Origin of the sequence: Marinobacter antarcticus (genome assembly GCF_011049865.1) — a bacterium.
GTDB classification, from domain to species: domain Bacteria; phylum Pseudomonadota; class Gammaproteobacteria; order Pseudomonadales; family Oleiphilaceae; genus Marinobacter; species Marinobacter antarcticus_A.
Window position 1 is genome coordinate 23,047 of sequence record NZ_DRGY01000088.1, and the last position, 24,792, is coordinate 47,838.

Annotated in this window: 27 protein-coding genes; 15 read left to right on the forward strand and 12 right to left on the reverse strand. The window is 55.9% G+C overall.

The features are described from left to right. Nucleotides 1-8: 8 nt before the first annotated feature. Genes ENI00_RS11155 through ENI00_RS11180 form a run of 6 tightly spaced genes read right to left on the reverse strand, consistent with a single transcriptional unit; the run spans nt 9 to nt 3,400 of the window. Nucleotides 9-251: a BolA family protein gene (locus tag ENI00_RS11155; protein ID WP_304102105.1), complete on the reverse strand. Its 243-nt coding sequence runs from the start codon at nt 249-251 to the stop codon at nt 9-11. Nucleotides 252-275: 24 nt separating this feature from the next. After that, complete coding sequence (locus tag ENI00_RS11160; protein WP_304102107.1) at nt 276-635, reverse strand: STAS domain-containing protein; 360 nt, start codon at nt 633-635, stop codon at nt 276-278. Next, the gene (locus ENI00_RS11165; protein ID WP_414674246.1) at nt 632-1,285 is read right to left on the reverse strand and encodes an MlaC/ttg2D family ABC transporter substrate-binding protein; all 654 of its coding nucleotides are present in this window, start codon (nt 1,283-1,285) and stop codon (nt 632-634) included. Before ENI00_RS11165 ends, ENI00_RS11160 begins: the two co-directional genes overlap by 4 nt. Nucleotides 1,286-1,324: 39 nt before the next feature. Further along, on the reverse strand, nt 1,325-1,774 hold the full coding sequence (gene mlaD, locus ENI00_RS11170) for an outer membrane lipid asymmetry maintenance protein MlaD (RefSeq protein WP_304102109.1): 450 nt from the start codon (nt 1,772-1,774) through the stop codon (nt 1,325-1,327). A 34-nt stretch (nt 1,775-1,808) separates the two neighbouring features. Next, a complete protein-coding gene (gene mlaE, locus ENI00_RS11175; RefSeq protein ID WP_304102112.1) occupies nt 1,809-2,591 on the reverse strand; it encodes a lipid asymmetry maintenance ABC transporter permease subunit MlaE in 783 nt (260 codons plus the stop codon). Then, a complete protein-coding gene (locus tag ENI00_RS11180; protein ID WP_304102115.1) occupies nt 2,588-3,400 on the reverse strand; it encodes an ABC transporter ATP-binding protein in 813 nt (270 codons plus the stop codon). The genes mlaE and ENI00_RS11180 overlap by 4 nt, the downstream gene beginning before the upstream one ends. Nucleotides 3,401-3,593: 193 nt before the next feature. Between ENI00_RS11180 and ENI00_RS11185 the strand changes: the two genes are divergently transcribed. The 12 genes from ENI00_RS11185 (at nt 3,594) to yjgA (ending at nt 12,927) form a co-directional block, all read left to right on the forward strand. Next, nucleotides 3,594-4,574, forward strand: coding sequence for a KpsF/GutQ family sugar-phosphate isomerase (locus ENI00_RS11185; protein ID WP_304102118.1), 981 nt, complete (start codon nt 3,594-3,596; stop codon nt 4,572-4,574). Beyond that, nucleotides 4,574-5,137: a KdsC family phosphatase gene (locus tag ENI00_RS11190; RefSeq protein ID WP_304102121.1), complete on the forward strand. Its 564-nt coding sequence runs from the start codon at nt 4,574-4,576 to the stop codon at nt 5,135-5,137. Before ENI00_RS11185 ends, ENI00_RS11190 begins: the two co-directional genes overlap by 1 nt. A gap of 2 nt (nt 5,138-5,139) precedes the next feature. Beyond that, nucleotides 5,140-5,760, forward strand: coding sequence for an LPS export ABC transporter periplasmic protein LptC (gene lptC, locus ENI00_RS11195; RefSeq protein ID WP_304102125.1), 621 nt, complete (start codon nt 5,140-5,142; stop codon nt 5,758-5,760). Then, entirely contained in the window at nt 5,744-6,280 is a 537-nt protein-coding gene (lptA, locus tag ENI00_RS11200; RefSeq protein WP_414674247.1) for a lipopolysaccharide transport periplasmic protein LptA, read from the forward strand. Before lptC ends, lptA begins: the two co-directional genes overlap by 17 nt. A gap of 27 nt (nt 6,281-6,307) precedes the next feature. Continuing rightward, nucleotides 6,308-7,033 (forward strand): LPS export ABC transporter ATP-binding protein, encoded by a 726-nt coding sequence (gene lptB / locus ENI00_RS11205; protein ID WP_304102127.1) that lies wholly within the window; start codon nt 6,308-6,310, stop codon nt 7,031-7,033. Nucleotides 7,034-7,200: 167 nt separating this feature from the next. Continuing rightward, nucleotides 7,201-8,730, forward strand: coding sequence for an RNA polymerase factor sigma-54 (locus ENI00_RS11210; RefSeq protein ID WP_304102130.1), 1,530 nt, complete (start codon nt 7,201-7,203; stop codon nt 8,728-8,730). Between the two features lie 104 nt (nt 8,731-8,834). Then, entirely contained in the window at nt 8,835-9,143 is a 309-nt protein-coding gene (hpf, locus tag ENI00_RS11215) for a ribosome hibernation promoting factor (protein WP_291948021.1), read from the forward strand. A gap of 84 nt (nt 9,144-9,227) precedes the next feature. After that, nucleotides 9,228-9,698 (forward strand): PTS IIA-like nitrogen regulatory protein PtsN, encoded by a 471-nt coding sequence (ptsN, locus tag ENI00_RS11220; protein WP_304102139.1) that lies wholly within the window; start codon nt 9,228-9,230, stop codon nt 9,696-9,698. Between the two features lie 29 nt (nt 9,699-9,727). Then, the gene (gene rapZ, locus ENI00_RS11225) at nt 9,728-10,612 is read left to right on the forward strand and encodes an RNase adapter RapZ (RefSeq protein WP_304102142.1); all 885 of its coding nucleotides are present in this window, start codon (nt 9,728-9,730) and stop codon (nt 10,610-10,612) included. A gap of 6 nt (nt 10,613-10,618) precedes the next feature. Further along, complete coding sequence (locus tag ENI00_RS11230) at nt 10,619-10,888, forward strand: HPr family phosphocarrier protein (RefSeq protein WP_304102145.1); 270 nt, start codon at nt 10,619-10,621, stop codon at nt 10,886-10,888. A 114-nt stretch (nt 10,889-11,002) separates the two neighbouring features. Next, on the forward strand, nt 11,003-12,364 hold the full coding sequence (mgtE, locus tag ENI00_RS11235) for a magnesium transporter (RefSeq protein ID WP_304102148.1): 1,362 nt from the start codon (nt 11,003-11,005) through the stop codon (nt 12,362-12,364). A gap of 38 nt (nt 12,365-12,402) precedes the next feature. Continuing rightward, on the forward strand, nt 12,403-12,927 hold the full coding sequence (yjgA, locus tag ENI00_RS11240) for a ribosome biogenesis factor YjgA (protein WP_304102150.1): 525 nt from the start codon (nt 12,403-12,405) through the stop codon (nt 12,925-12,927). Between the two features lie 8 nt (nt 12,928-12,935). Here the strand turns inward: yjgA and ENI00_RS11245 are convergent, their stop codons facing one another. The 6 genes from ENI00_RS11245 to ENI00_RS11270 are packed head-to-tail and all read right to left on the reverse strand — an operon-like array spanning nt 12,936 to nt 21,246. Further along, nucleotides 12,936-16,715: a YhdP family protein gene (locus ENI00_RS11245; protein WP_304102153.1), complete on the reverse strand. Its 3,780-nt coding sequence runs from the start codon at nt 16,713-16,715 to the stop codon at nt 12,936-12,938. A 49-nt stretch (nt 16,716-16,764) separates the two neighbouring features. Continuing rightward, entirely contained in the window at nt 16,765-18,246 is a 1,482-nt protein-coding gene (rng, locus tag ENI00_RS11250; RefSeq protein ID WP_304102157.1) for a ribonuclease G, read from the reverse strand. After that, nucleotides 18,243-18,845, reverse strand: a complete 603-nt coding sequence (locus ENI00_RS11255; protein ID WP_304102160.1) for a Maf family protein — start codon at nt 18,843-18,845, stop codon at nt 18,243-18,245. Before ENI00_RS11255 ends, rng begins: the two co-directional genes overlap by 4 nt. A gap of 2 nt (nt 18,846-18,847) precedes the next feature. Continuing rightward, entirely contained in the window at nt 18,848-19,324 is a 477-nt protein-coding gene (mreD, locus tag ENI00_RS11260) for a rod shape-determining protein MreD (protein ID WP_304102162.1), read from the reverse strand. Continuing rightward, entirely contained in the window at nt 19,324-20,175 is an 852-nt protein-coding gene (mreC, locus tag ENI00_RS11265) for a rod shape-determining protein MreC (RefSeq protein ID WP_304102165.1), read from the reverse strand. The genes mreD and mreC overlap by 1 nt, the downstream gene beginning before the upstream one ends. 30 nt (nt 20,176-20,205) lie before the next feature. Next, on the reverse strand, nt 20,206-21,246 hold the full coding sequence (locus ENI00_RS11270) for a rod shape-determining protein (RefSeq protein WP_072797766.1): 1,041 nt from the start codon (nt 21,244-21,246) through the stop codon (nt 20,206-20,208). A gap of 260 nt (nt 21,247-21,506) precedes the next feature. Here ENI00_RS11270 and ENI00_RS11275 point away from each other — a divergent pair, with 260 nt between their 5' ends. The 3 genes from ENI00_RS11275 (at nt 21,507) to gatA (ending at nt 24,775) form a co-directional block, all read left to right on the forward strand. Beyond that, nucleotides 21,507-22,865, forward strand: a complete 1,359-nt coding sequence (locus ENI00_RS11275; RefSeq protein WP_304102168.1) for a mechanosensitive ion channel family protein — start codon at nt 21,507-21,509, stop codon at nt 22,863-22,865. 113 nt (nt 22,866-22,978) lie between these two features. Next, complete coding sequence (gene gatC, locus ENI00_RS11280; protein ID WP_304102171.1) at nt 22,979-23,266, forward strand: Asp-tRNA(Asn)/Glu-tRNA(Gln) amidotransferase subunit GatC; 288 nt, start codon at nt 22,979-22,981, stop codon at nt 23,264-23,266. Nucleotides 23,267-23,317: 51 nt separating this feature from the next. Further along, a complete protein-coding gene (gene gatA / locus ENI00_RS11285; protein WP_304102173.1) occupies nt 23,318-24,775 on the forward strand; it encodes an Asp-tRNA(Asn)/Glu-tRNA(Gln) amidotransferase subunit GatA in 1,458 nt (485 codons plus the stop codon). The last annotated feature ends 17 nt before the right edge of the window (nt 24,776-24,792 follow it).

Here is a 24,792-nt window from a genome sequence, read left to right on the forward strand (position 1 = left end):
CGAGCAGTTCAGCCTTGGCGCGCAGCCCACTCAGCTGGTGTAAACGCTTTCGGGTGTAGGGCGTGAATAGAGCCGTCCACAATTTGCTTGAATAGCGCCTTGTTGATCAGTTGCTGCCGCTTGATGGTCGACAAGCCTTCGAAAACCTCACCTACGGCTACCACCATGTAATGGCTACCATCGATCTGAACCTGCACCTCACAATCAGGCAGTGCTTCTTTTACCAGCTCGGTGACTTCGGTGGCGTCCATAGTAGATCCTTGGGTTTTATAAAATTAAGGGCGGGATTGTAACCAATCCTCGAGGTTGCTCAAAGCCGCAAGAGAAACGAGGCGGCCTGGCGCCTCTCTGAAAGACAATGCAACACCCTGTTTTTCAGCCAGGCGGCTCCAGCACAAAAGCATGGAGAGCACCACACTGTGGGTTGTGGACAAGCCTTCCAGATCAACCACCAAGCGGTCGCTAACCGTTTTAATCAGCCGCTCGCCCTCGGCCCGCAGCGCTATCACTGTGTGGGCGTCGATTGCACCAGACACCCAGAGCACGCCTTCTTTCAATTCAACCGTCGGGGCTGATAGGGCTGATGGCTTTAACGGGGCTGAGGGCTCTGTCGAGCGCGCGGCGTTTGCACTCATGATTTGTTCGCTTCATCTTCCAGCTTGAGAGATTTTACCGCATCGGTCCAGCCGTCAATGACCGCTTGGACTTGCCCGCGATTGGCTTCCATTTCCTGGGTGAAACGATCCCGGAATGAAAGGCCAATGTTAACGCCTTCCACAATCACATTCTCCATCATCCAACTGCCGCCTTCCTTGCGGTACATGGAATAGGTAACCGCATGGCGATTTCCGGAGGCAGTAATAACCTCCATGGCAACAGACGCGCGGTTGTCATCCTGCGGGTTGATGGTCGCGTCATTGACCTTTATCTTGAAATCTTCTGCGCTTACCAGTGCCTGAGCATAACTGTCGAACAGGCTGCGCTTGAACTTGGTGACGAACTCATCCCGCTGCTCAGGAGTTGTCTGGCGTGCATAGCGGCCCATGACGCGGGCCGCGATACGGCGAAAATCGACAAAACCTTCCAGCGCATCGTCCATGCTCTGGTAAAACGCATCGGGATCGCGATCATAAAGCCCCTTTTCATTATTGAGCTGATCCACCAATTGCTGGGTGTTTTCGTTTACGTATTGCTTCAAGTCGTCTTCCGGACCCGCCTGAACCGATGCCACGCACGCTGCCATGAGGGTTATCGCGAGAAAAAACCGTTTCGTTAACGCAATCATCTGAGTTCTCCTGTTCTGTCACGTAGCCGTTTGGCCGGCTTACTTGCCAGACGCAAAGTTGCTGATCAGCCGCTCGATATTCATCGCCGACTGGGTAGAGTAAAACGTATCGCCGGGTTTGAGAGAGTCCATTTCTCCACCGATGGATATATCTATGTACTGCTCACCCAGCAGTCCGGATGTACGTATTACTGCAGCGCTGTCGGCTGGAATATTGTCCACGTCGCCCTGAATGGACATGGCAACACGAGCCTGGAACGTTTTCTTGTCCAGGGTAATGGAATCGATGCTGCCCACCGTAACGCCTGCCATAGACACCCTGCCTCTGGGTGTAATGCCGCCGGTGTCGTTAAAATTCGCGTAAACCGTGTAGGTACTCTCGGCTGATTTCGGAGACAGCCCGCTCACTTGAAGCGCCAGAAACATTAGCGCCGCCAGACCTGCGAGCATAAACAGACCCACTGTGATGTTCGTTGTTCGTTGTGTCATTGCCGACTCCCGGTGTCGTCTCGTCAATCGTTAATCAAAAGTTGCCGAACATTACGGCGGTCAGCACAAAATCCAGCCCCAACACGGCCAGCGAGGAATACACCACGGTTTTCGTTGTAGCCGAGCTGATGCCTGCCGATGTGGGTACACAATCGTAGCCCTGATAAACCGCAATCCAAGCGCAGACAAAACCGAATACAACGCTTTTGATCACGCCGTTAACCACGTCGTCCCAGAAATCCACAGAGGCCTGCATATTACCCCAATATGAGCCTTCAAAAACGCCCAGCCACTCTACACCTACCAGCATGCCGCCCCAGATGCCCACTACCGAGAAGATAATGGCCAGCATCGGCATGGCCAGAAAGCTCGCCCAGAGCCTGGGAGCGATAACGCGGCGCAAGGGATCCACGCCCATCATTTCCATGCTGGACAGTTGCTCGGTCGCTTTCATCAGACCAATCTCGGCTGTGAGCGCGGAGCCTGCACGTCCCGCGAACAGCAGAGCCGTCACAACCGGCCCAAGCTCGCGCACCAGGGTAAGCGCAATCATCTGTCCGATCGCAGATTCGGAACCAAAATCGCTTAAAATGGTGTAACCCTGAAGGCCCAACACCATGCCTATGAACAACCCGGACACCACGACAATGGCCAGTGACAACACGCCAACGGAGTACAACTGTTTCAATAGAAGCGGAAAACCGGTTGCGGGGCGTGGAACGCCTGACAGCACGCCCGCCAGGAAACGGCCGGCACGACCAAACGAAATAACAAGCTCAATACTGCTGCGCCCAAGCGACGCAATCTGGTCGATCACAAAACATCCCCCGCCAGCCCGAAATCTTCTGCCGCCGCCGAAGACGGATAGTGAAACGGCACCGGGCCGTCCGGGTGCCCCTGCAAGAACTGCTGCACCTGTTCGGAAGGATGATTCTGCAGCTCAGCGGGTGTGCCTGCACCAATCACCTTCCCGTCTGCAATGATGCAGGCATAGTGACAGATGCTCAGAGATTCTTTCACATCGTGGGAAACCAGCACGCTGGTAAGGCCCATCGAGCTGTTCAAATCGCGGATCAGTTTGACAAGCACACCCATGGCGATCGGATCCTGGCCGGTGAACGGCTCGTCGTACAGGATCAACTCAGGATCCAGAGCAATACTGCGGGCAAGAGCCACACGCCGGGTCATGCCGCCGGACAGTTCGGAGGGCATCAGCTGGCGGGCTCCTCGCAGGCCAACGGCCTCGAGCTTCATCAGCACTATGTCGTGAATCATGTCTTCCGGCAGCTTTGTATGCACTCGCATCGGGAAAGCCACGTTTTCAAATACGCTCAAATCGGTAAACAGCGCACCGCTCTGAAAAAGCATGCCCATTTTTGTTCGCAGTGCGTAGAGCGCCTTGCGGCGAAGTGCCGGAACTGAGTGACCATCCACCGTGATATCGCCGGCGTCTGGCTGAAGCTGGCCGCCGATCAAACGCAGCAGCGTGGTTTTACCGGTGCCGCTGGGGCCCATAATGGCGGTGATTTTCCCGCGGGGGATCTCCATGGACACACCGTCGAAAATACGGCGACCAGAGCGGGAAAATACAACGTCTTTCAGTGAAATGTACGAGCTCAAACCCATAGTCCTTACCTTTCAGCTCACAGCCTTTAGCGCTCAGTCTACAACCCTTAGCGTTCAGCGAGGGGCTACATTAAGTCAAGGAGCCCACAAGCTCAATCATTGGTTCCGAAAGAAATGTTATACTTTTCCGATCTGATCGCAATCCCGTCTTTTCAACCAGAAAGCATCAACGAGAACGCAGGTCCTTTGCCCGATGACTGAACTGAAAACATACGACTTCCGGAACTCCGCACGCAACGCCATTCGCATTGAGCGAGACGCCATCAGCGCCTTGGAAAACCGCATCGATGACCACTTCATACGTGCCTGCGAAGTCATCATGGCCTGCCGGGGGCGCGTGGTTGTGACCGGCATGGGGAAATCCGGTCACATCGGCCACAAAATTGCGGCCACGTTGGCAAGCACCGGAACGCCTGCGTTCTTTGTTCACCCTGGAGAAGCCAGCCACGGTGACATGGGTATGATTACCAGCCAGGATGTGGTTATTGCCATTTCCAACAGCGGCAATACCAGCGAGGTGGTTACCATTCTGCCACTTATCAAGCGCATGGGGGTGCCGCTTATCAGCATGACCGGAAACCCGGCCTCTACCCTGGCAACCGAGGCGGTGGCAAACCTGGATGTAAGTGTTGAGGCCGAAGCTTGCCCGCTGGGCCTGGCACCCACCTCCAGCACAACAGCCACCCTGGTGATGGGCGACGCTCTGGCCGTGGCCTTGCTGGAAGCCCGAGGCTTCAGCGCCGAAGATTTTGCGTTCTCACACCCCGGCGGCAACCTGGGGCGCAAACTTCTGTTGCGCGTATCCGACATTATGCACACCGGCGACCGCATACCCATGGTCAATGAAGACACCACCCTTAGCGGCGCGTTGCTGGAAATCTCCCGGAAAGGGCTGGGCATGACCACCATCGTCGACGCCACGGGCACCATGACGGGCATTTTTACGGATGGCGATCTGCGTCGCACCCTCGACAAATCCGTTGATGTGCACACCACCCCCATGCGGGATGTCATGACCCGCGACGGAAGAACCATTCAGCTTGATCAACTGGCCGCAGAAGCGCTCAACATTATGGAAGGCCTGAAGATAAGCGCGCTGCCGGTTGTTGACGCCAAAGGCACCCTCGTCGGTGCAATCAACATGCACGACCTGCTCCGCGCTGGGGTGATGTAGTGACAGATCTGAAAAACCCACTGGCAGGTGCCTGGCCAGAAGCCCTTCTGGCAAAAGCCGCGCGTATCAAACTGGTGGCGCTGGACGTTGATGGCGTTATGACGGACGGCACGATTTACTTCAGCGCCGAAGGTGATGAACTAAAAGCCTTCAACATTCTGGACGGCTTGGGCCTGAAGCAGATCATGGCAGCCGGTATCAGCGTCGCCGTCATTACTGGCCGCAGCTCGCCGCTTACTGAAAAACGCATGAGCGATCTCGGAATTTCACAACTGATGCAGGGGCGCGAAGATAAAAAGGTCGCGCTGCAAGAGTTGGTGAGCACACTCGACATCTTGCCGGAAGTCATCGCTTACATGGGCGACGATTTGCCAGATTTACCCGCCATTCGTTACGCCGGCTTGGGGGTTACGGTTCCGAACGGTTACTGGCTGGTGCAAGAGCATGCGGATCATTGCACCCGGGCGGCAGGCGGCAGAGGCGCGGTTCGAGAGCTTTGTGACTTGCTGCTGACGGCCGGAGGCCATATGAACACAGCATTGACGCCTTACCTGGAGCCATAACCATGGCACAAAACGGAAAAAACGGCCTGGTGTCTACGCTCACCATGGCAAACAGACCCAAGCTTCGCATGCTGGCGCTTGCAGCGACCCTTACGGCCACGGTTTTCCTGCTTTGGCAAAGTGACGAAGCGCCACTCAATCGTGACCGCGAAGCCCAACAACTTCGGGGTGAAGCAGAGCCCGACGGCTTTGTCGTTAACGGTAGCTACACTTCTTACGACGAAACCGGCCACCGCAAGATCGTTTTCACAAGCCCGCGTATCGAACAATTCGAAGACGAAAACCTGGCCATCATGGAATCGCCTAATGCAGAATTATTCAGCGCAACCGGAGACGAACCCTGGCTTCTGGAAGCCGAGAATGGCAGGCTTTTGCGGAACGAAGACATACTGAACCTCAGTGGCAACGTTCGCGTGTTGCGAACCATTGGGGATCGCGAAGCGACGCTGGTAACCGAGACCCTGACCCTGGACAACAATCAGGGTATTGTTTACACCGACGACCCGGTAAAAATAACTGACAGCCTTGGCATTACCCGGGCTACGGGCATGAAAGCCTGGATTGATAAACGCATTCTGGAACTCAACTCCCAGGTAGAAGGACGCTATGAAACCGTCAGATAACGTAATGCGCAAGGTGCTGGCCATCACTCTGACTGCAAGCCTTGCCGGCCCGGCTCTGGCGTTTGATCTTAATTCAGACGTCCCCATTACGGTCAGCGCAGACAGCGCTCGCCTTGACGATGGCAAGGGCATTGCCACCTACACCGGAGCCGTCGAACTGGTTCAGGGGAAAACCCGCCTGACAGCGGAACAGGTCGTTCTTTACCGCAACGCCCAGGGTCTTAATCGTATTGAGGCCGAGGGCTCACCTGCCCGTTACAAGCAGCCGGTTACCAACGGCGAAGGTGAAACGGATGCCAAAGCGCAAACCATCACGTGGTCAGCTTCGGATAAGCAGCTCACCTTTGAACGGGAGGCTGTTATTAAGCAGAATGGCAACGTATTCCGCGGTGATATCATCCATTACGACACCGAGCGTCGGGTGGTCACCGCTGAGGGAAGCAAAGATACCGGCTCTGGCCCAGGGCGCGTTGAGATGGTTATCCAGCCGCGCAGCGGCACCATTAATGGCAACCCGTAACACCGAACAGCAAACAACAGGAATCCGATGGCCGTTCTCAGAGCGAGTAACCTGGCGAAGAGCTACAAGCAGAAAAAAGTGGTTATTGATGTCTCGTTGGAGATTCGCAGCGGCGAGATCGTCGGTTTGCTGGGCCCTAACGGCGCTGGCAAAACCACCTGTTTTTACATGATTGTGGGGTTGGTGAACGCCGACAACGGCCGCATAACCATCGACAGCCAGGATATTACGCCACTGCCCATGCACGGTCGGGCCCGCAAAGGCATCGGCTATCTGCCGCAAGAGGCTTCGGTGTTCCGCAAGCTTTCAGTGCGGGATAACATCATGGCCATTCTGGAAACCCGTAAGAGCCTGAGCCGCGCTGAACGCCTGACCAAGCTTGAACACCTGCTGGAAGAATTTCACATTACGCACATCCGCGACAGCCTCGGCATGGCGCTTTCAGGCGGCGAACGGCGCCGGGTGGAAATTGCCCGCGCTCTGGCTATGGAACCTGCCTTCATCTTGCTGGACGAGCCGTTTGCGGGCGTAGATCCGATCTCCGTCAGCGATATCAAACAGATCATTCGCCACCTCCGGGACAAGGGCATCGGCGTTTTGATTACCGATCACAACGTGCGCGAAACACTGGATATCTGTGAGAACGCTTACATCGTGTCCGGTGGCCATATTATCGCCTCCGGAAACTCCGAAACCATTCTTGCCAATCAACAGGTCAAAGAAGTGTATCTTGGCAACGAATTCCGCCTGTAGCTTCTGTTTCCACCCGTTCGATTGTTTTGCTGACCCGGAGCAAGTAAACTCGGCAGAGAACTTGCTAGGGTATTCTTAATTGGCGGCAAGTAACTGCCATACATAGATTTTTTAACCGACGCAAGAAATTCAAAACGGGTATAAGTGACGGATCCTGAGCGATGGTTATGAAAGCCTCATTACAATTAAAGCTGGGTCAGAGCCTGACCATGACGCCCCAGCTGCAACAGGCTATCAGGCTTCTGCAGTTATCAACGCTCGACCTTCAGCAGGAAATCCAGCAGGCTCTGGAATCCAATCCCCTGCTGGAAACGTCGGAGGATGACGACCAGGCTGAAACACCGTCCCCGGACGCCGATCACAATCACGACAACGCCTCCGACGAAAAATCTCCTGACGCGACGGCCGACGCCGCCAGCACCGATTGGGATGAAAGCGAGAGCGCGCCAGACTGGCAATCTGAAAACGAAATTCCCGATACGTTGCCAGATGACCTTCCAGTGGACACCGCCTGGGAAGATGTATACCAGTCTGCCCCGGCCACGTCAGCGCGGAATGACGACGATAACGACTATGATTTCGAAACCCGGAACTCGCCGACCGAAACCCTCCGGGATCATCTTGAATGGCAGCTCAACCTTACACCGCTAAACGAGCGGGATCAGGCCATTGCACATGCGCTGATGGATGCAGTGGATGAACGGGGCTATCTCACCAGCGCCATTGAAGATATATATGCAGGCCTGGCGGACGAAGCGGACGAAGACCCGCTTGAGCTGGATGAAGTGGCTGCCGTATTACGCCGGCTGCAGTACTTTGACCCCCCGGGGGTGTTTGCCCGAGACCTTCAGGACTGCCTTCTGATCCAGCTCAACCAGTTGCCACCGGAAACCCCCTGGCTGGCCCAGGCACGATTGGTGATCACCCATTACATCAACCTGCTGGGCAATCGCGATTATGCCCAGCTGCTTCGCCGCAGCCGCCTGAAAGAAGACCAACTGCGCGATGTGCTTGCACTGATCACCGGCCTCAACCCCCGGCCGGGCGACATCATCGACCGCACCGAGCCCGACTACGTTATACCCGATGTCATCGTACGCAAACACAATGATCGCTGGCGTGTGGAGCTGAATCCGGAAATTGCACCACGCATCCGCGTCAATGCCAGCTATGCTTCATTGATAAAGCGAGCCGATAGCAGCGCGGACAACACCTATCTTCGCGACCAACTTCAGGAAGCAAAGTGGTTCATAAAGAGTTTGCAAAGCCGGAACGAAACATTGCTGAAGGTTGCCACTCGCATTGTTGAGTATCAGCAGGGTTTTCTGGACCATGGGGACGAAGCCATGAAGCCGCTGATCCTCTCGGATATTGCTCAGCTTGTGGAGATGCACGAATCCACCATTTCCCGCGTCACCACCCAGAAATACATGCACACCCCCCGGGGCATCTTTGAATTGAAGTACTTTTTCTCCAGCCACGTCAGCACCGACGAGGGCGGCGAATGCTCCTCCACCGCGATACGCGCCATGATCAAAAAGCTGATTGCAGCCGAAACACCGAAAAAGCCGTTGAGTGACAGCAAGATTGCGGCCATGCTTGGGGAACAGGGAATCAACGTGGCACGGCGCACAGTTGCGAAATATCGAGAGGCGATGCACATCCCGCCTTCCAACGAGCGCAAGCGTCTGGTTTAAACCGCACAATACCGGCGGCGCATACAGATTTTGCAGGCGCAGCGTCAAGCGCCTGAACACAGGCCGGCTCCCGAAGCCGGAACGGATGACAACAGGAGACGTCTATGCAACTCAATATTTCAGGCCATCACGTAGAACTGACTCCCGCTCTGAAAGACTACGTATCCGAAAAATTTGAACGCCTGGAGCGGCACTTCGACCACATCAGTAACTGCCAGGTAACACTGGAAGTGGATAAGGTTCGTCAGATCGCAGATGCTACGCTCCACGTGGTAGGCGGTGAGATTCACGCAAAGGCGGAAAACGAAGACATGTACGCAGCGATCGACGGGCTCGTCGACAAGCTTGATAGACAGATCCTTAAACATAAAGAAAAGAGTGTGGACAGGATGCAGGGAAACGCCGCCCGCTAGGCGATTGTTTTCATGCATGTCATCTTATCAGGCTGTGACACGGCGACCGTGTCGCAGCTTTTTTAACGGAAGCGCGGTCGATTCATGAGCGACACACCCCTGACAATAGACAACATTCTTGCACCGGAACTGACCCTGTGTAAGGTACCCGCGTCGAGTAAAAAGCGGGTTCTGGAGTTCATTGCCGAGCAAATCCTTCAGCGCAATGATGCACTCAACGAGAGCCAGGTCTTCAACAATCTGATCGCTCGTGAGCGGCTGGGCAGCACCGGAATTGGCCAGGGAATCGCCATCCCCCACTGTCGCCTTGAAGGGCTTGAGCATGTGATCGGCGTTTTGATGACGCTGGAGGAAGCCGTCGAGTTTGATGCAATCGACAATCAGCCCGTGGACCTTGTGTTTGCACTTGTTGTGCCCAAGGAAGCCACCAGTGAGCATCTTGAGCTGCTGAGCCAGCTCGCCGAGAAATTCAACGAGCGTACTTTTTGCGACCGCCTAAGGCAGTGCGACGATGCCGCTACGCTTTACCAAAGCATGACCGCCGCAAGCGGCTGATATCCACTCTGGCAACAGGCTGTTTCACCATGAAGCTTATCATCGTCAGTGGCCGGTCGGGCTCCGGCAAGAGTACGGCTCTTCACGTACTGGAAGATCTGGGTTACTACTGTATTGATAACCTGCCGATCGGGCTGCTGTTTCCCCTCACCCGGGAAGCCGCCAATCAGAGCGCGCCAGGGCGACTCGACAAGATGGCGGTCAGCATTGATGCGCGCAATCTTTCCGGTGAGCTGGCCAATTTTGAAGAGATTTACCGTAAGCTCCGCAGAGACGATATTCAGGTCGAAGTTATCTTTCTCGACGCGGATGAGCAGTCCCTGCTACAACGGTTTCACGCCACCCGCCGCAAGCACCCTCTGAGCGATGACAAAACATCGTTGAGAGAAGCCATCAGCAGCGAAAAAAAACTGCTTGAGCCCCTCTCCAAACTTTCGGACCTTTACATCAACACCGCGGGCATGTCGATGTACGAACTTCGGGATTTGGTGAAGCAGCGGGTAGCCGGTCGCAAAGATCAGGAACTGGCCCTGCTTTTCCAATCTTTCGGATTCAAACACGGCGTGCCACTGGATTCTGATTACGTGTTTGATGTGCGCTGCCTGCCCAACCCCTACTGGGATACCAGCCTGCGCAAATTTACCGGCCTTGATCAGCCCGTGATCGACTTCCTCGAAAACGAGCCCGCAAGCCGGAAAATGGTGAACGATCTTATTGCGTTCCTCGAAAACTGGATTCCTTCTTTTGCCGACAGCAACCGCAGCTACATGACCATTTCCATCGGCTGCACGGGCGGCCAGCACCGCTCCGTTTATGTGTGCGAGCAGCTGGTACGGCACTTCCGGGAAAGCAACAGCAACGCACAAGTGCGGCACACTGAGTTGCCGCATCTGCAGACCAGGAAAGAGGTCTGACCCAGCGTGATACGCCAGCACATTATTATTGTTAATAAACTTGGCCTGCATGCCCGGGCGACGGCCAAACTGGTTGCCACCGCATCTGCGTTCTCCTGCACTGTGAGAGTGTGCGGCAAGGGCCGGGAAGTAGACGCCAAGAACATCATGCAGGTTATGATGCTCGCCGCCAGCAAAGGCACAGAGGTCGAGCTTGTGGCAGATGGCCCGGGCGAGCAAGAGGCCGTGGATGCCTTGGCTGCGTTGATCAACGACTATTTCGGGGAAGGCGAATAGATCGCTTTCTTTCACATCACCTCTTTATAATTCCCGGCATTTTCCCGCAACTCTTTCTCACGTGCACTCGCTAACTCCGTTATAATGCAGGCGTTTTCTGACTGCAGGTGATCCATGTCCGACAATCCGGAAAAAAGCCAGGCCCATCAACGCTTACGCTCACTGAACGAAGCTCTGGACAGTGGTGCCTTGAAACAGGTCGCCCGCATCCTGAACGGCGGCCTGAGCCCCAGCGATATCGCTCACCTGCTCGAATCTTCGCCGCCGCGTCAGCGTGCCCTGCTGTGGAATCTGGTCGACAAACAGTTGGAAGGCGAGGTTCTCCAGTACCTTAATGAAGACATTCGTGCCGAATACCTGAGCCGGCTGAACGCCCAGGAACTGGCCGACATCATTGAGGACTTCGAGTCCGACGATCTCGCCGACCTTCTGCAACAATTGCCGGACACGGTGATCCAGGAAGTTCTGGACACCATGGATGAGCAGGACCGGCGGCGGGTTGAAGAAGTGCTTTCCTATCCGGAAGACACAGCCGGCGGCTTGATGAACACGGACACCATCACCGTGCGCCCGGATCTCAGCATTGATGTGGTCTTGCGCTACCTGCGCCGGCACAGGGCGCTACCGCCCATGACAGACAGCCTGATTGTGGTTAACCGGCGCGACGAATTTATCGGCATGCTGCCCATTACCAAAATGCTGGTATCCAACCAGTCCGCTACTGTGCGGGAAGTGATGGATACGGATATCGAGCCCATACCCGTCACCCTCTCAGACACCAAAGTGGCCAACCTGTTTGAACGCTACGACCTGATTTCCGCGCCCGTTGTGAACACCGAGGGTCGCCTGCTGGGCCGGATCACCATCGATGACGTGGTGGATGTTATCCGCGAAGACGCGGACCACTCGCTGATGAGTATGGCCGGCCTTGATGACGACGAAGACACCTTTGCGCCAGTCTGGAAAACCACCCGGCGCAGGGCCGTATGGTTGGGTGTTAACCTGCTAACCGCTTTTATCGCGTCTGGCGTGATCGGTCTGTTCGAGGGCACCATCGAAAAGGTTGTTGCCCTTGCGATACTGATGCCCATCGTCGCCAGCATGGGCGGCATTGCTGGTAGCCAAACCCTGACTCTGGTGATCAGGGGCATGGCCGTGGGGCAGATCAGTGGCGCCAACGTGGGGTGGTTGCTAAACCGGGAATTTCTTTCCGGCATTCTTAACGGCATTCTCTGGGCGGCGTTAGTGGCCGCAGCCGCCATGGCCTGGTTTCAGGACGTAACGATCGGTGCGATCATTGCCGCCGCGCTGATTATCAACCTGGTCGCGGCCGCGCTGGTAGGCACGGTACTGCCGCTGTTCCTGAAATCCCGCAACATCGACCCGGCACTGGCGGGTGGCGTTATACTGACAACCGTGACGGATGTGGTTGGCTTCACATCCTTTCTTGGCCTCGCGACCATTTTTTACGCCTGAACCTTTTTGGGCGTAAACCGATAAATCTGGAAGGAACAATGATCGACAGCAACGAAGACGACATTCCGCAATATTCCGGCCCCAGCAAATCCCAGCTCAAACGGGACATGCACGCGCTCCAGAATATCGGCAAGCGCATGACGGAGCTGAGCAATGAGCAGCTTGATACGCTAACCATCAGCGACACTCTGAGGAACGCTATCGAAGAGTCCCGCCGGATTCGTCAGAACGAGGCCAAACGGCGCCACCTGCAGTACATCGGCAAAATCATCCGGCAAGAAGACGATCCCGAAGCCGTACAACGGGCCATTGATGCTTTCGATTCGGGTAGCGAAGAACATACCCGTCGTCATCACTTGGCGGAACGCTGGCGTGACCGCATGATTTCAGACGGCGATTCGGTAACCGGTGAATTTTTCAACTATTGCCCGGATGCTGACATACAGCATCTGCGTAACCTGGTTCGCAACGCTCGAAGGGATGTGGAAAAGCAAAAAAATACCGGCCAGATCCGCAAGCTGTTCCGCTACCTGCGAGAGCGAATCGACGAGATAGAAGCCTAGACCCGCCGCTATTTTCCGGTATCAAATACCTGGCTCAGATTGACCTTGGGCGCATCCCAGGTGCCGGTGACGCTATAGGTGGCGCTGGTCAATTTGCTTAGTGGGTCACCCAACACCTTGTCCAGTACAAAAAGCGCGCCTCCGATAGGCGCACTTGCACCCAAAAGCAGCGCGGCCAGTGGCAAATTCTGTGTCAGTGGTAAAACCACCACCAGGCGCATATCAAGAATCTCCTTCTCCAGGTTCGTGCTTCCGCTGAGCTTGAAAGCGCCGGAGGGCCCTACCACCTGGAGCTCCGGATCCAGGATTAGCAGACCTTCGTCAAGGCGCGCTTTACCGGAGATGGCATCGAACGCAACACCCCGCTCATAAAGATCTGAGAAATCCAGCTTCAGCCTGCGCCACAGCGTATCGGCGTTGAGCAGGTTGAAAATACGGAACACTTGCGCGCTGTTGTTGCTTTTCAGAATCACACCGTCATCGAGACGCACTTTGACATTCCCGTTGACATCTGCCAACTCAAACTCATCGGGACGCCCCGGCCAGTCGAGCTTCAGCTCAATATTGCTTTGTTTGTTGGAAAGTGGAATCTCCGAATCAAAAAGCCCGCTCAGATCCGCCAGCGCGCCCCCGTGGACAGTGCCGGAAAACTGACTGGTTTCCTGATTATTGATAACGCTCCAGGTCATATCACCCAGCAATGTAAGAGACTTGAGCCGACCCTCAATTCCGATAATGTTGAGCTTTTGGTGATCTGGCCGCAAGTGGAACGACCAGCGCCCGAGGCTGTCTTCATTCAGGCGCAATTCGGATATTGCGATATCCACGTCTGGCCAACTCGCCATGTCCATTGCCCGAAACGCTTTCAATTGTTGCTCTATGGTCAATAATTCGGGTGCGTCTTTCGCTGCGGCCTTATCGCGGACCAGGCGCAATACCTCAAAATCTGCTGTGACGGGCCGATTATCATCAGGAAACACAATCCGGCCAACCGCGCGCTCTGAGCGAGTCGTCAGCACCCACCGATCGCCGAGATCGAGAGCCTCAAGATCAATGTTCGTCAGGATTTGATCTCCCAGATACAATTTCCCGAACGTCAGCTCAAGGCCCGTATTTTTCCACAACAAATCAAACGTTGCGCGGTTCTCCCACTGACCAACAATGCCCAGACCGCCTTCCGCCTCGGTATCTATTTCCACGCTGAGCGGCGCGGCTTCGGCCGCCTTTTTTGAAAAAGAGCCAGGCCAGTCAATAGCCAACCCTTCAAGGCTGGAACGAACGGTCACGCGGGGGGGCCTGTTGGCAACTAACTCAAGCTGAGCAGAATATTCAGCACCGCCTGTAAACCCGTACCGACTGCTCTGCGAATCGCCTTCGGTCTCGGCTTCCGGCTTTGGATTCGACGTCGGTAAACCGGCCTGGCGGAGCACGTCAGGCACCGACAAAGTGCCTGTTTGCTGAATTGTAAGCGACGTCATTCCCGGGGCCTGATCCAAAGAGGACTGGCTGAATGTCACCTGAACCGGCTCATCCAGAAACGTCGCCTCAAGCGGGCTTGTGGAGAAACCTTTAACCGAATGATACGTCAGAGCGCCGGAGATATCGTCCCAACGCAGACCGGCTTCAGGGTAACTGATCGAGCCGTTGCTTGTGCGCACATTGGCCTCAACCACGGGCTCTGCGCCATCTTTGAGAGACAAGTGAATCGCCAGGCCAAGTTCGTAATTGCCTCCGTAATCGAGTTTCGCAGCCTCGACTCCGGCCATGTCTCCGAATGGGCTGTTCTGCATCCAGTAGGCTATGGCATTTGCCGGCACGGGCGCCGACACATCCACGCGAACACGAGCGCTGTCTTTTTCCGGAGTGACCGCCACGGTGCCAGGATTGAGTAACAGGCCCCCGGTTTTTCCCGCCGCCAGTGAAACCAGAGTATCGCCGTTCTGAATCGCAACACGCCCGCGGGCTTCGGTTACCTCAGGCCACTGGGTATCGTATTGCACGGTGGCATTGTCGAATTCGTACCACATGGATGAAACAAACGATCCTGGGGGCACATCATTGCCAATCTGCCCGTGGCCGTAAAAAACGCCGGAGGTGATATCCGCCTTCTTGATGGCTGTGGTTAGCCATTCATAGAGCCCCGGGTCCACAATCTTTCCAGGAACAAACGCGCCCAGCATAGAAGCGTCGGCATTTTTTACCCCCACGCGAAGCCCAAGGTTGTCTTCGCCCTGCTGATCCAGTTTCAGATCGAACGCTCCGGTCAGATGGGTGTTTTTGCCATAGGTGATACTTATATCGTCTGCGTATACCCGGGTGATGGGGCCATCCAGTTTCCAGGCGACAGTGGCCGCCACTTCCCCAAAGGACCACGCGTCGCTGAACAACTCGGGAAATGCCAACGTAATCGGCTGTTCTGCGGCGCGGGCCACAACATAGCCTTCGCTCTGGTCAACATAAATAGAGCCGTTCACTCCGCTCACCCCAGGCGCCCCGCCGTAGGCCGCCGTTGCGACATCCCGCAGTTGGCCCGAGAACTCAAAACGGTTCTCGCCGGCGCCGGGAACACGGAGTCTCACGCGATCAAGAAAGCCCGCCGGGCGATAATGTTCCAGCGCTTCGTCTGCAACCGCAGGCAGCAGTGGCACCGCGCTTATCAAACGTCTTAACGGGCGTAACGGCAACGCATCGGCGTTGATGGTGATGCCCTCCGGGCCAGGCGACAGCGTTAAGCTGAATGGCGATACGTCATCACCGTCCCAGGTCCAGGAGAGTTGCTTCAAGTGCCATTCGCCAATGGTTTCCGGGTGACTGCCTGCGTCGTCTGACGCTTCCATCACAGCGCGATGACGGCGCCAGCCGAAACGGGCGTTGATATCCTCCAACGGCGCCAGAGACTCTCCGGCAAGACCAAGCTGCAGATAGGGCGCTCTTAGCGTCCCGTTGACTTGCTGCAAAGTACCTTCTTTGAAGGTTAGCCAGGCTTCGCCGCCCAGATCAAACCCTTCTACGCGTATATCCCGCCACTGATATTCATTGATCAGGCCGTCAAACAAACGACCCGAATCCAGATCAACATACAACTGGCCGGTAAAATCACCGCGGAAGAAATGCTTTCCCACCAGCTTGAAGCTGGCGAGCTGCTGAGTTGTTGCAGATTGCATGGCGCGCCCCGACGCGCGGAACAAGCCCTGTTGGTATATCAGATCAAGCTGGGGAATATCGAGATGTCGGAGTTGGCCCTGGTTATCGCGAATACCAAGGCTTACGCGCGTCACTTTTATATACGGGTCTGAAAGCCATTTTCCCGCAACCTCAAGCCAGTGCTGAAAGCGATTGTTAAGCGGCTCTGGCAAATCAGCGCCCCGAATTCCCAAATCGCCGCTATCCGTCTGATTTAACGTCAACTCAAGCCCTTCGGCTTCAAAATCCTCAAACACAATTCGAAAACGCATCAAGGAGGCCAGTGCGTCGAAACGGACGGCCAGGTGCCGCAAGCTCAACACCTGCACACCCGTATCGGGATTGGTTACCTCTATATCCTGAGCAGTAAAGGAGGGATCTAACCAGACCCATCGAGATGAGAGCTTGCCAATGCTTACTTCGTGCCCCAGGCGGGCAGACAGTTCCCGGGAAAGATCATCCCGGAAGGCATCGACATTCTGGGTGAGCTGCCGGCCAATGCCGGCATAAAGCGCAAAAGTCACCAGAACAACCACGAGCAGCCACCAGATTGCGCCGGTAAACAACGCAACCAAACGGACAGGCGGACTTTCGGGGGCAGTCATCCGGGGCGACACTGTTTATCACCCCCTGCGCCGGTACATCGTGCCGGAATCAGAGTAAAACAACATCGTACTGTTCTTGGCTGTAAAATGGCTCTACCTGAAAACGGACGGTCTTGGCGATAAAGGTTTCAAGATCGGCCACATTATCGGACTCTTCGTCGAGCAGGCGATCCACCACGCTTTGGGACGCCATCACCAGATAGCTTTCCGCATCGTAAACCCGGTTAACCCGGAGGATTTCACGGAAAATCTCAAAGCACACGGTTTCACTGGATTTCAAGAAGCCCCTGCCCTCACAGATCGGGCAGGGCTCACACAAAACCTGACCGAGGCTTTCCGTGGTGCGCTTGCGGGTCATTTCCACGAGACCCAGCTCGGAGACGCCGGTGATCTTGGTTTTGGCGTGATCCCGTTCGAGCATCTTTTCCAGCATTCTGTGAACCTGGCGTTTGTGCTCCTCATCGTCCATATCAATAAAATCGATGATGATGATGCCACCCAGATTGCGCAGACGCAGTTGACGGCTGATCGCCCGGGCCGCTTCCAGATTGGTCTTGAAAATGGTCTCTTCCAGGTTGCGATGCCCTACAAACGCGCCCGTGTTGATATCGATGGTGGTCATTGCTTCGGTTTGATCAATGATCACATAGCCGCCGGATTTGAGCTTGACCTTGCGGCTGAGGGCCTTCTGAATTTCGTCCTCAACGGAGTAAAGGTCAAAAATGGGCCGCTCGCCCGGGTAGTATTCCACTTTGTCTGCAAATTCAATGACAAACTCTTCAACAAATTCCATCACCCGCTGGTGACTCTCTCGGCTGTCGATACGCACTTTTTCGGTTTGCGGCCGAATGAGATCACGGATGGTGCGGATAAACAGAGGCAGGTCTTTATAAACGGCGGCAGGCGCCTGTGCTTTTTCGATTCGTTCATAAATAGACTGGCTGAGATGGTGCAGATAGTTCATATCCGCCATCAGCTCTTCCGCTGAAGCGGCCTCAGCCGCCGTGCGAATAATATACCCGCCCTTTACATCCGGATGCGCGGCTGCGCCTTCTTCAACGAGGGCTTTCAGCCGGGTGCGTTCGGTTTCATCCTCGATTCTCTGGGAAATACCCACGTGACTGACCTCGGGCATGAAAACCAGGTAACGGGACGGTATCGAAAGCTGAGTGGTGAGTCGGGCGCCCTTTGTGCCGATAGGATCTTTGGTTACCTGCACAACCAATGACTGGCCTTCGCGCAGCAAGGTTCGGATATCGGGAACGGTTTTGGGTCCGTCGCAGGTATCGGCAGCTCCAGGCTGGTTGGAGATGACGTCAGAGGCATGAATAAACGCGGCTCGTTCCAGGCCTATGTCGACAAAAGCCGCTTCCATGCCGGGAAGCACTCGCACAACCTTGCCTTTGTAAATATTGCCGACGATGCCTTTGCGGCTGGCACGCTCGATATACGCTTCTTGCAACATGCCGTTTTCAACCAGCGCAACCCGGGTTTCAACCGGCGTCACGTTGATCAGGATTTCTTCACTCATGATTGGCTCTCCCGACTACTCGGCCAGTGTTTCCATACGGGGCTTCCGGCATCGTCCAATAAGGCCGCTGTCTCCTGCAATGGCAAGCCAACAACCGCACTGTAGCTTCCTTCAAGATCTTTCACAAAAATACCGCCCAGCCCCTGAATTCCATAGCTACCCGCTTTGTCCATGGGCTCGCCGGTCGCTACGTAGGCTGCAATTTCAGCCTCAGCCAGCACCCGAAACGTGACCTCTGTTGTTACCAGACACGACCTACATCCACCGTTGTGTGCCAACGCGACTGCCGTCATTACCTTATGGGTTTCGCCAGAGAGCCGACGCAACATGGCCTTCGCTTGTTGATGGTTCGTGGGCTTACCCAGAATCGCACCGTTCAGGACAACCGACGTATCAGCGCCGAGAACGCGACTGCCGTGAAAATCGCCGGCAACCACAAGCGCTTTTTCCCGGGCCAGTCGCTCAACATAAACGTCGGGCGCCTCACCGGCGTGCGGGGTCTCGTCAATATGGGCCGGCTGCACCGTGAAGGAAACACCGATCTGTTCAAGCAGCTCCGAGCGACGCGGCGACGCCGAGGCAAGAATAAGGGATGACATGGCTAACCCAGCTTTCGGTTAATGTTGTCCAACAGTATGCAGAATACCGGCCATAAAAGGGCACTGGTCAGCGCGGGCCACAGATAGCTGAAGCCTGCGTCTTCTCCGCCAAACATCTGTTTAATGAAATGCACCAGCATCTGATTGATACCCAAAAGCAGAAAAACCATCAAACACTGTTGCGGTATGGGGTGCATGCGCAGCCGCTGGTGGATAGTGAGAACGAGGAACGCAACCAACCCCATCCCCAGAGCATTGACGCCCAGCGGGGTTGCTTCCAGCACATCCAGCAGCAAGCCCAGACACCAGGCGAACAAAACGCCGAATTGCGACGGTGCACGGAACGTCCAGTAAAACACCACCAACCCAAGCCACTCGGGGCGAAATTCAAACCAGCCAACGGGAAACAATGAAATGCTCAGCACCAGTGACACGATCACCGACAACACAAATACCGGATAACTGATTACCGAAAACATCAGCGCTGCTCCTCCTGAACCGGTTCGGTGGCCTGGGTGTCCGCCGGCGGGAACACAACCAATACCAGACGGCTCTGATTGAGCTGTGCCTTCGGCTTGGCCTGAATCGACACAAAAGGTTCGCCCGGCTCTTTATTGATCAGGCTGACTTCGGCAACGGGATAGCCTCGCGGGAAACGCCCACCCAGGCCAGAACTGACCAGCAGGTCGCCCTCACGAATGTCCGCCGTATCAGGCACATGAACAAGATCCAGCGTGCCGGAATCACCGGTGCCCAGAAGAATGGCCCGCAAGCCGTTACGCACCACCTCTACAGGAACCGCATGACTGCTGTCGGAAACGAGAAGTACGCGGGAAGTGACCTGGCTGGTTTGCACAACCTGGCCCATCAGACCATAGGCGTCCAGTATCGCCTGCCCGGGCTGCAGGCCGTCACTGCGGCCTTTGTTAATGACGATCTCGTGGGAATAAGGGTCCGGCGACACGCTCACAACTTCGCTGACGATAACCCGGTCATCCAAAAGTTGGGACGAGTTCATCAGCCGTCGGAGTTCGTTATTTTCAGAAGCCAATGCGGCGTACTTGAGGGCTCTGCGTTCGAGAATGAGCAATCGGGCCTTCAGGTCTTCGTTTTCCTGCTTCACGTCTTCGCGGGTAACAAACAGGCTGTCTACCCAGTCGCTGAACTGATAGGGCGCATTGCCCAGCCAGTAAACGGGCGTGAGGCCGGTAGCCAAGGTGCTGCGAACAGGGGCGAGGCGGTCAAACTGCTGATCGGCAACGATAAGCGTTACCGATATAATAAAAGTGAGCAGCAGCCTGAGCCCAGGCACTGCCCCCCGGACAAACATGGTTTTAATGGTGATCCCTCCCCAAAAGGATTACCCCTCGGGGGAGAACATTCCGATGCCGCCCCGGTCAATCACTTCCAGCGCTTTACCGCCACCGCGGGCGACACAGGTGAGGGGATCCTCGGCGATGATGACCGGCAAACCGGTTTCCTCGCTAATTAACTTGTCCAACCCTCGCAGCAAGGCTCCCCCGCCGGTCAGCACAATGCCGCGCTCGGCGATATCCGAGGCAAGTTCTGGTGGGGACTGCTCCAATGCGCTTTTAACCGTCTGTACGATTTGCGCAAGAGATTCCTGGAGCGCGTCCAGAATTTCTTCGCTGTTCAGGGTGAACGCCCGAGGTACGCCTTCGGCCAGATTACGACCCCGCACATCGATTTCGAGAATTTCCAATCCTTCGTAGGCGCAACCTATTTCATGCTTGATGCGCTCTGCAGTGGATTCGCCAATCAGGCTGCCGTAGTTGCGACGCACGTAGGTAACGATGGCTTCGTCAAACTTGTCACCGCCCACCCTCACTGAATCCGCGTATACAATGCCGTTGAGGGAAATAATGGCGATTTCCGAGGTGCCGCCGCCAACGTCTACAATCATGGAACCACTGGCTTCTTCGACCGGCAAGCCGGCGCCAATCGCGGCGGCCATGGGCTCTTCAATCAGGAACACTTCCCGCGCACCGGCACCCAGAGCCGACTCGCGAATCGCTTTGCGCTCAACCTGCGTGGATTTGCTGGGCACACACACCAGAACCCTCGGGCTCGGAGTTATGAAGCTGTTCTCATGCACCTTGTGAATAAAGTGCTGGAGCATTTTCTCGGTAACCACAAAATCAGCGATAACGCCGTCTTTCATCGGGCGGATGGCGGTGATGTTGCCAGGAGTTCGGCCCAACATGCGCTTGGCTTCGGCGCCGACGGCGGCAACCATTTTCTGGGAATTGGTGGTACGAATGGCGACAACAGAAGGCTCGTTCAGCACTATCCCGCGGTCACGCACAAAAATAAGGGTGTTAGCGGTGCCCAGATCGATGGACAGGTCGCTGGAAAATAAGCCTCGGAGTCTTTTAATCAACATTCGTGTAGTTTCAACCTGAGAGTTGCGGTTGCAGAAAAGATGCGGCAACTTTAGCAGTGAGCACCCCGGCAGGCAAGGCACAGCCTGTTGCAAAGGCAAATGATATTAGCCGCTACATGAACAATCGTTCATACTTTAAAGGCGCCAGCCCACGATATTGAGTAAATTGAAGGCTGGCGCAGCCGAGGCCCCATTTGAAACAACGAAAGATTAACCGAGCACAACTTGCCCGCGCGGCCATCATAACCCGGCGTTTAATGCTGTCTCTGCTCCTCGTTATTGCGGCGGTGCAGCCTTCCCTGGCCGTGGCCCTGCAAAGCGAGACTGAGCCGGCGAGCGCGATCAGCCTGGAACCCGGCGCCGACAGTGACGCACGGATGGCCCGGCGCATTACCAGCGTTTTCGGCCAGATTTCGCAATTCAAATCGTTGAACGTTAGCGTCAACAGCGGCGTGGTGGCGCTCTCGGGGCAGATCGCCAACGACGTTCAAGCCCAAAGAGCACTGAAGCTGGCCGGCCGCATGGAGGGTGTTGTTGCCGTTGACGACCAAGTGGTGCGCACACTGGATTTGCAGGATAACCTCAACCCCCTCTGGGACTCGCTGCAGAATTCTCTGCGCGGATGGGTAAGAGCCCTGCCGCTGCTGCTGGTTGCACTGGGTGTTTTTGTGATTGTAGCCTTCGCAGGGCATCGACTGGCGGCGCGCACAACGCTTTGGTCACGGCTGACCAAAAATCCGTTCCTGGCAGAACTGGCTGGCCATGCGGTCCGGCTGGCAGCCGTTCTTCTGGGTGTGCTGCTTGCCCTTAATATACTCGGGGCCACGGCGCTGATGGGCACACTGCTTGGCGGCGCCGGTGTGCTGGGCCTGGCTATCAGCTTTGCGGTCAAAGACTCCATGGAAAATTACATTTCCAGCATCATGCTGAGCATCCGCCAACCTTTTCGCGCTCAGGAACATGTCGTCATTAACGAATACGAAGGCGTTGTGGTGCGGTTAACATCGCGCTCTACCGTATTAATGACGCTGGATGGCAACCATTTGCGCATCCCCAACGCGACGGTTTTTAAAGCCATTATTCTGAATTACACGCGCAATCCCCAGCGCCGCTTTGATTTTGTTCTGGGCGTGGACGCCGAAGATGACCCGGCACAAGCGATTCAGACCGGGCTGGCTGCATTGCAACGGCTAGATTGGGTGCTTGAGGATCCGGAACCCGGCGGAATCATCGAATCGGTTGGTGACTCCAATATTCTGATCCGGTTTATGGCCTGGATTGATCAGCGCGAATCCGACTATGGCAAGGCTCGCAGCCTTTCCATACGTGCTGCCAAAAACGCACTGGAAACCCAGGGCTTCACGTTACCGGAACCCATCTACCGGCTGCGCTTCGACGAGACGCCGGCAACACTGTTAACGGCGAACCCATCCGAAAAACCAGCGAAAGCCGTAAAATCAGACACCACCGCGCCTGCACCCGCAAGCGCTCCCGAATCACCACCGGGTGAGGTTTTGAACGTGCGCCCGGACACTCACATTTCCCGACAAGTGCGAGAGGAACGGCGCAACGCCGCAGCCGAAGATTTGTTGGACGATGCCCGGCCCATTGAATAGCGGAGCGATCCCGCGAGGCCGATGGTTCGCGCGGTTGCAGGCCTCCCGCACAGCCGCGAATCTGTTACTATATTCGCCTTCTTAAAAACGCCGTTTTACACTTTGGAGTCAACGTGACCATTTCCCGCGAAGACATTGAAAAAGTCGCCGTGCTGGCCCGTATTCGTCTTGACGAAGAACAGATACCGGCCCTGGAGAAAGACCTGGGCAACATCCTTAGCCTGGTTGACCAGCTCAGCGCCGCCGATACAGATAACGTTGAGCCGCTGGCCCACCCTCTGGATGCAGTGCAGCGCCTGCGCGCCGACGAAGTTACCGAGAGCAACCAGCGCGAGGCCTTCCAGGCCATTGCCCCGGCCACCGAGAATGGCCTTTATCTCGTACCGCGCGTTATTGAGTGATATGGCGATTCCCACTATCAGCCCACCATCAGCCCACTATCAGGATTGAACATGCATAACAAATCCGTAGCAGAGCTCGCACGCGAGTTGGAAAGCGGCAAGATTTCAAGCGTGGAACTGACCCGTGAGTTCCTCGATCGCATCAAGGCTGAAGACAGCCAATACAACAGCTTTATTACGGTCACGGAAGATCAGGCCATGGCCGATGCCAAGGCCGCTGACGAACAGCGCGCGGCTGGCAAAGCCGGCGTTTGGACAGGTGTGCCTTTCGCCCACAAAGATATTTTCTGTACCAACGGCATAGCCACAACCTGTGGCTCCAGGATGTTGGCGAATTTTGTACCGCCCTATGACGCAACGGTAACCGCCAACTTCCGAGCGGCCGGTGCCGTGTGCTTGGGTAAAACCAATATGGATGAGTTCGCCATGGGCTCCTCCAACGAATCCAGCTATTTCGGACCGGTTACCAATCCCTGGGGCCGGAGCAACGGTGAAAAGCGCGTGCCTGGCGGATCATCGGGTGGCTCAGCGGCAGCCATAGCGGCGCGCCTGATACCCGCCGCCACCGCAACCGACACCGGCGGCTCTATTCGCCAACCGGCAGCTCTTTGCGGTATTACCGGCTTGAAGCCTACCTATGGCCGGGTTTCCCGTTTCGGCATGATTGCCTTTGCGTCGAGCCTGGATCAGGGCGGCACCATGGCCCGCACCGCAGAAGACAACGCGTTGATGCTAAACGTGATGGCGGGAGTCGATCCGCAAGACTCCACGTCTGCCGACCGCTCCGTGCCGGATTATACCGCCACGCTGAACGAGCCTTTGAAGGGCCTGCGCGTCGGCCTGCCAAAAGAGTACTTCTCGGACCAGCTCAGCCCCGCGATGGAGCAGCAGGTACGCAATGCGGTGAAGGAATACGAAAAGCTGGGTGCCATCGTAAAAGAAGTGTCACTGCCCCATGCCAACCTCGCCATTGCGGCCTATTACGTGATTGCGCCGGCCGAAGCCTCTGCCAACCTCTCGCGCTTTGACGGCGTGCGCTACGGCTATCGTTGCGAAAACCCGCAGGATCTCAACGACATGTATACCCGCACCCGGGCTGAAGGCTTCGGAGGCGAGGTGAAACGCCGCATTTTAGTGGGAACCTACGCTCTGTCGGCCGGTTATTTTGATGCCTACTACCTGAAAGCCCAGAAGGTGCGCCGCCTGATCCAGCAGGATTTCATCAATGCGTTCAAGGATGTCGACGTGCTTATGAGCCCGGTTTCACCCTCTCCGGCTTTCGTACAGGGTGAAAAAACCAGCGACCCGGTCACCATGTATCTGGAGGATATTTTCACCATCGCCGTGAATCTGGCGGGCGTGCCCGCCATGTCCGTACCGGCAGGTTTTGTGGACGGCCTGCCCATTGGACTGCAGATCATCGGGAACTATTTTGACGAAGCCCGCCTGCTGAACGCGGCACATCAGTTCCAGCAAGTGACTGACTGGCATCAGAAACTTCCCCAGTAAGCCCGAATCAGGAGAAC

Coding starts and splice junctions, on each gene's coding strand:
- ENI00_RS11155 (WP_304102105.1), bottom strand. CDS start 251: ATGGACGCCACCGAAGTCACCGAGCTGGTAAAAGAAGCACTGCCTGAT.
- ENI00_RS11160 (WP_304102107.1), bottom strand. CDS start 635: ATGAGTGCAAACGCCGCGCGCTCGACAGAGCCCTCAGCCCCGTTAAAG.
- ENI00_RS11165 (WP_414674246.1), bottom strand. CDS start 1,285: ATGATTGCGTTAACGAAACGGTTTTTTCTCGCGATAACCCTCATGGCA.
- mlaD (WP_304102109.1), bottom strand. CDS start 1,774: ATGACACAACGAACAACGAACATCACAGTGGGTCTGTTTATGCTCGCA.
- ENI00_RS11180 (WP_304102115.1), bottom strand. CDS start 3,400: ATGGGTTTGAGCTCGTACATTTCACTGAAAGACGTTGTATTTTCCCGC.
- ENI00_RS11185 (WP_304102118.1), top strand. CDS start 3,594: ATGACTGAACTGAAAACATACGACTTCCGGAACTCCGCACGCAACGCC.
- lptC (WP_304102125.1), top strand. CDS start 5,140: ATGGCACAAAACGGAAAAAACGGCCTGGTGTCTACGCTCACCATGGCA.
- lptA (WP_414674247.1), top strand. CDS start 5,744: ATGAAACCGTCAGATAACGTAATGCGCAAGGTGCTGGCCATCACTCTG.
- lptB (WP_304102127.1), top strand. CDS start 6,308: ATGGCCGTTCTCAGAGCGAGTAACCTGGCGAAGAGCTACAAGCAGAAA.
- ENI00_RS11210 (WP_304102130.1), top strand. CDS start 7,201: ATGAAAGCCTCATTACAATTAAAGCTGGGTCAGAGCCTGACCATGACG.
- hpf (WP_291948021.1), top strand. CDS start 8,835: ATGCAACTCAATATTTCAGGCCATCACGTAGAACTGACTCCCGCTCTG.
- ptsN (WP_304102139.1), top strand. CDS start 9,228: ATGAGCGACACACCCCTGACAATAGACAACATTCTTGCACCGGAACTG.
- rapZ (WP_304102142.1), top strand. CDS start 9,728: ATGAAGCTTATCATCGTCAGTGGCCGGTCGGGCTCCGGCAAGAGTACG.
- mgtE (WP_304102148.1), top strand. CDS start 11,003: ATGTCCGACAATCCGGAAAAAAGCCAGGCCCATCAACGCTTACGCTCA.
- yjgA (WP_304102150.1), top strand. CDS start 12,403: ATGATCGACAGCAACGAAGACGACATTCCGCAATATTCCGGCCCCAGC.
- ENI00_RS11245 (WP_304102153.1), bottom strand. CDS start 16,715: ATGACTGCCCCCGAAAGTCCGCCTGTCCGTTTGGTTGCGTTGTTTACC.
- rng (WP_304102157.1), bottom strand. CDS start 18,246: ATGAGTGAAGAAATCCTGATCAACGTGACGCCGGTTGAAACCCGGGTT.
- ENI00_RS11255 (WP_304102160.1), bottom strand. CDS start 18,845: ATGTCATCCCTTATTCTTGCCTCGGCGTCGCCGCGTCGCTCGGAGCTG.
- mreD (WP_304102162.1), bottom strand. CDS start 19,324: ATGTTTTCGGTAATCAGTTATCCGGTATTTGTGTTGTCGGTGATCGTG.
- mreC (WP_304102165.1), bottom strand. CDS start 20,175: ATGTTTGTCCGGGGGGCAGTGCCTGGGCTCAGGCTGCTGCTCACTTTT.
- ENI00_RS11275 (WP_304102168.1), top strand. CDS start 21,507: ATGCTGTCTCTGCTCCTCGTTATTGCGGCGGTGCAGCCTTCCCTGGCC.
- gatA (WP_304102173.1), top strand. CDS start 23,318: ATGCATAACAAATCCGTAGCAGAGCTCGCACGCGAGTTGGAAAGCGGC.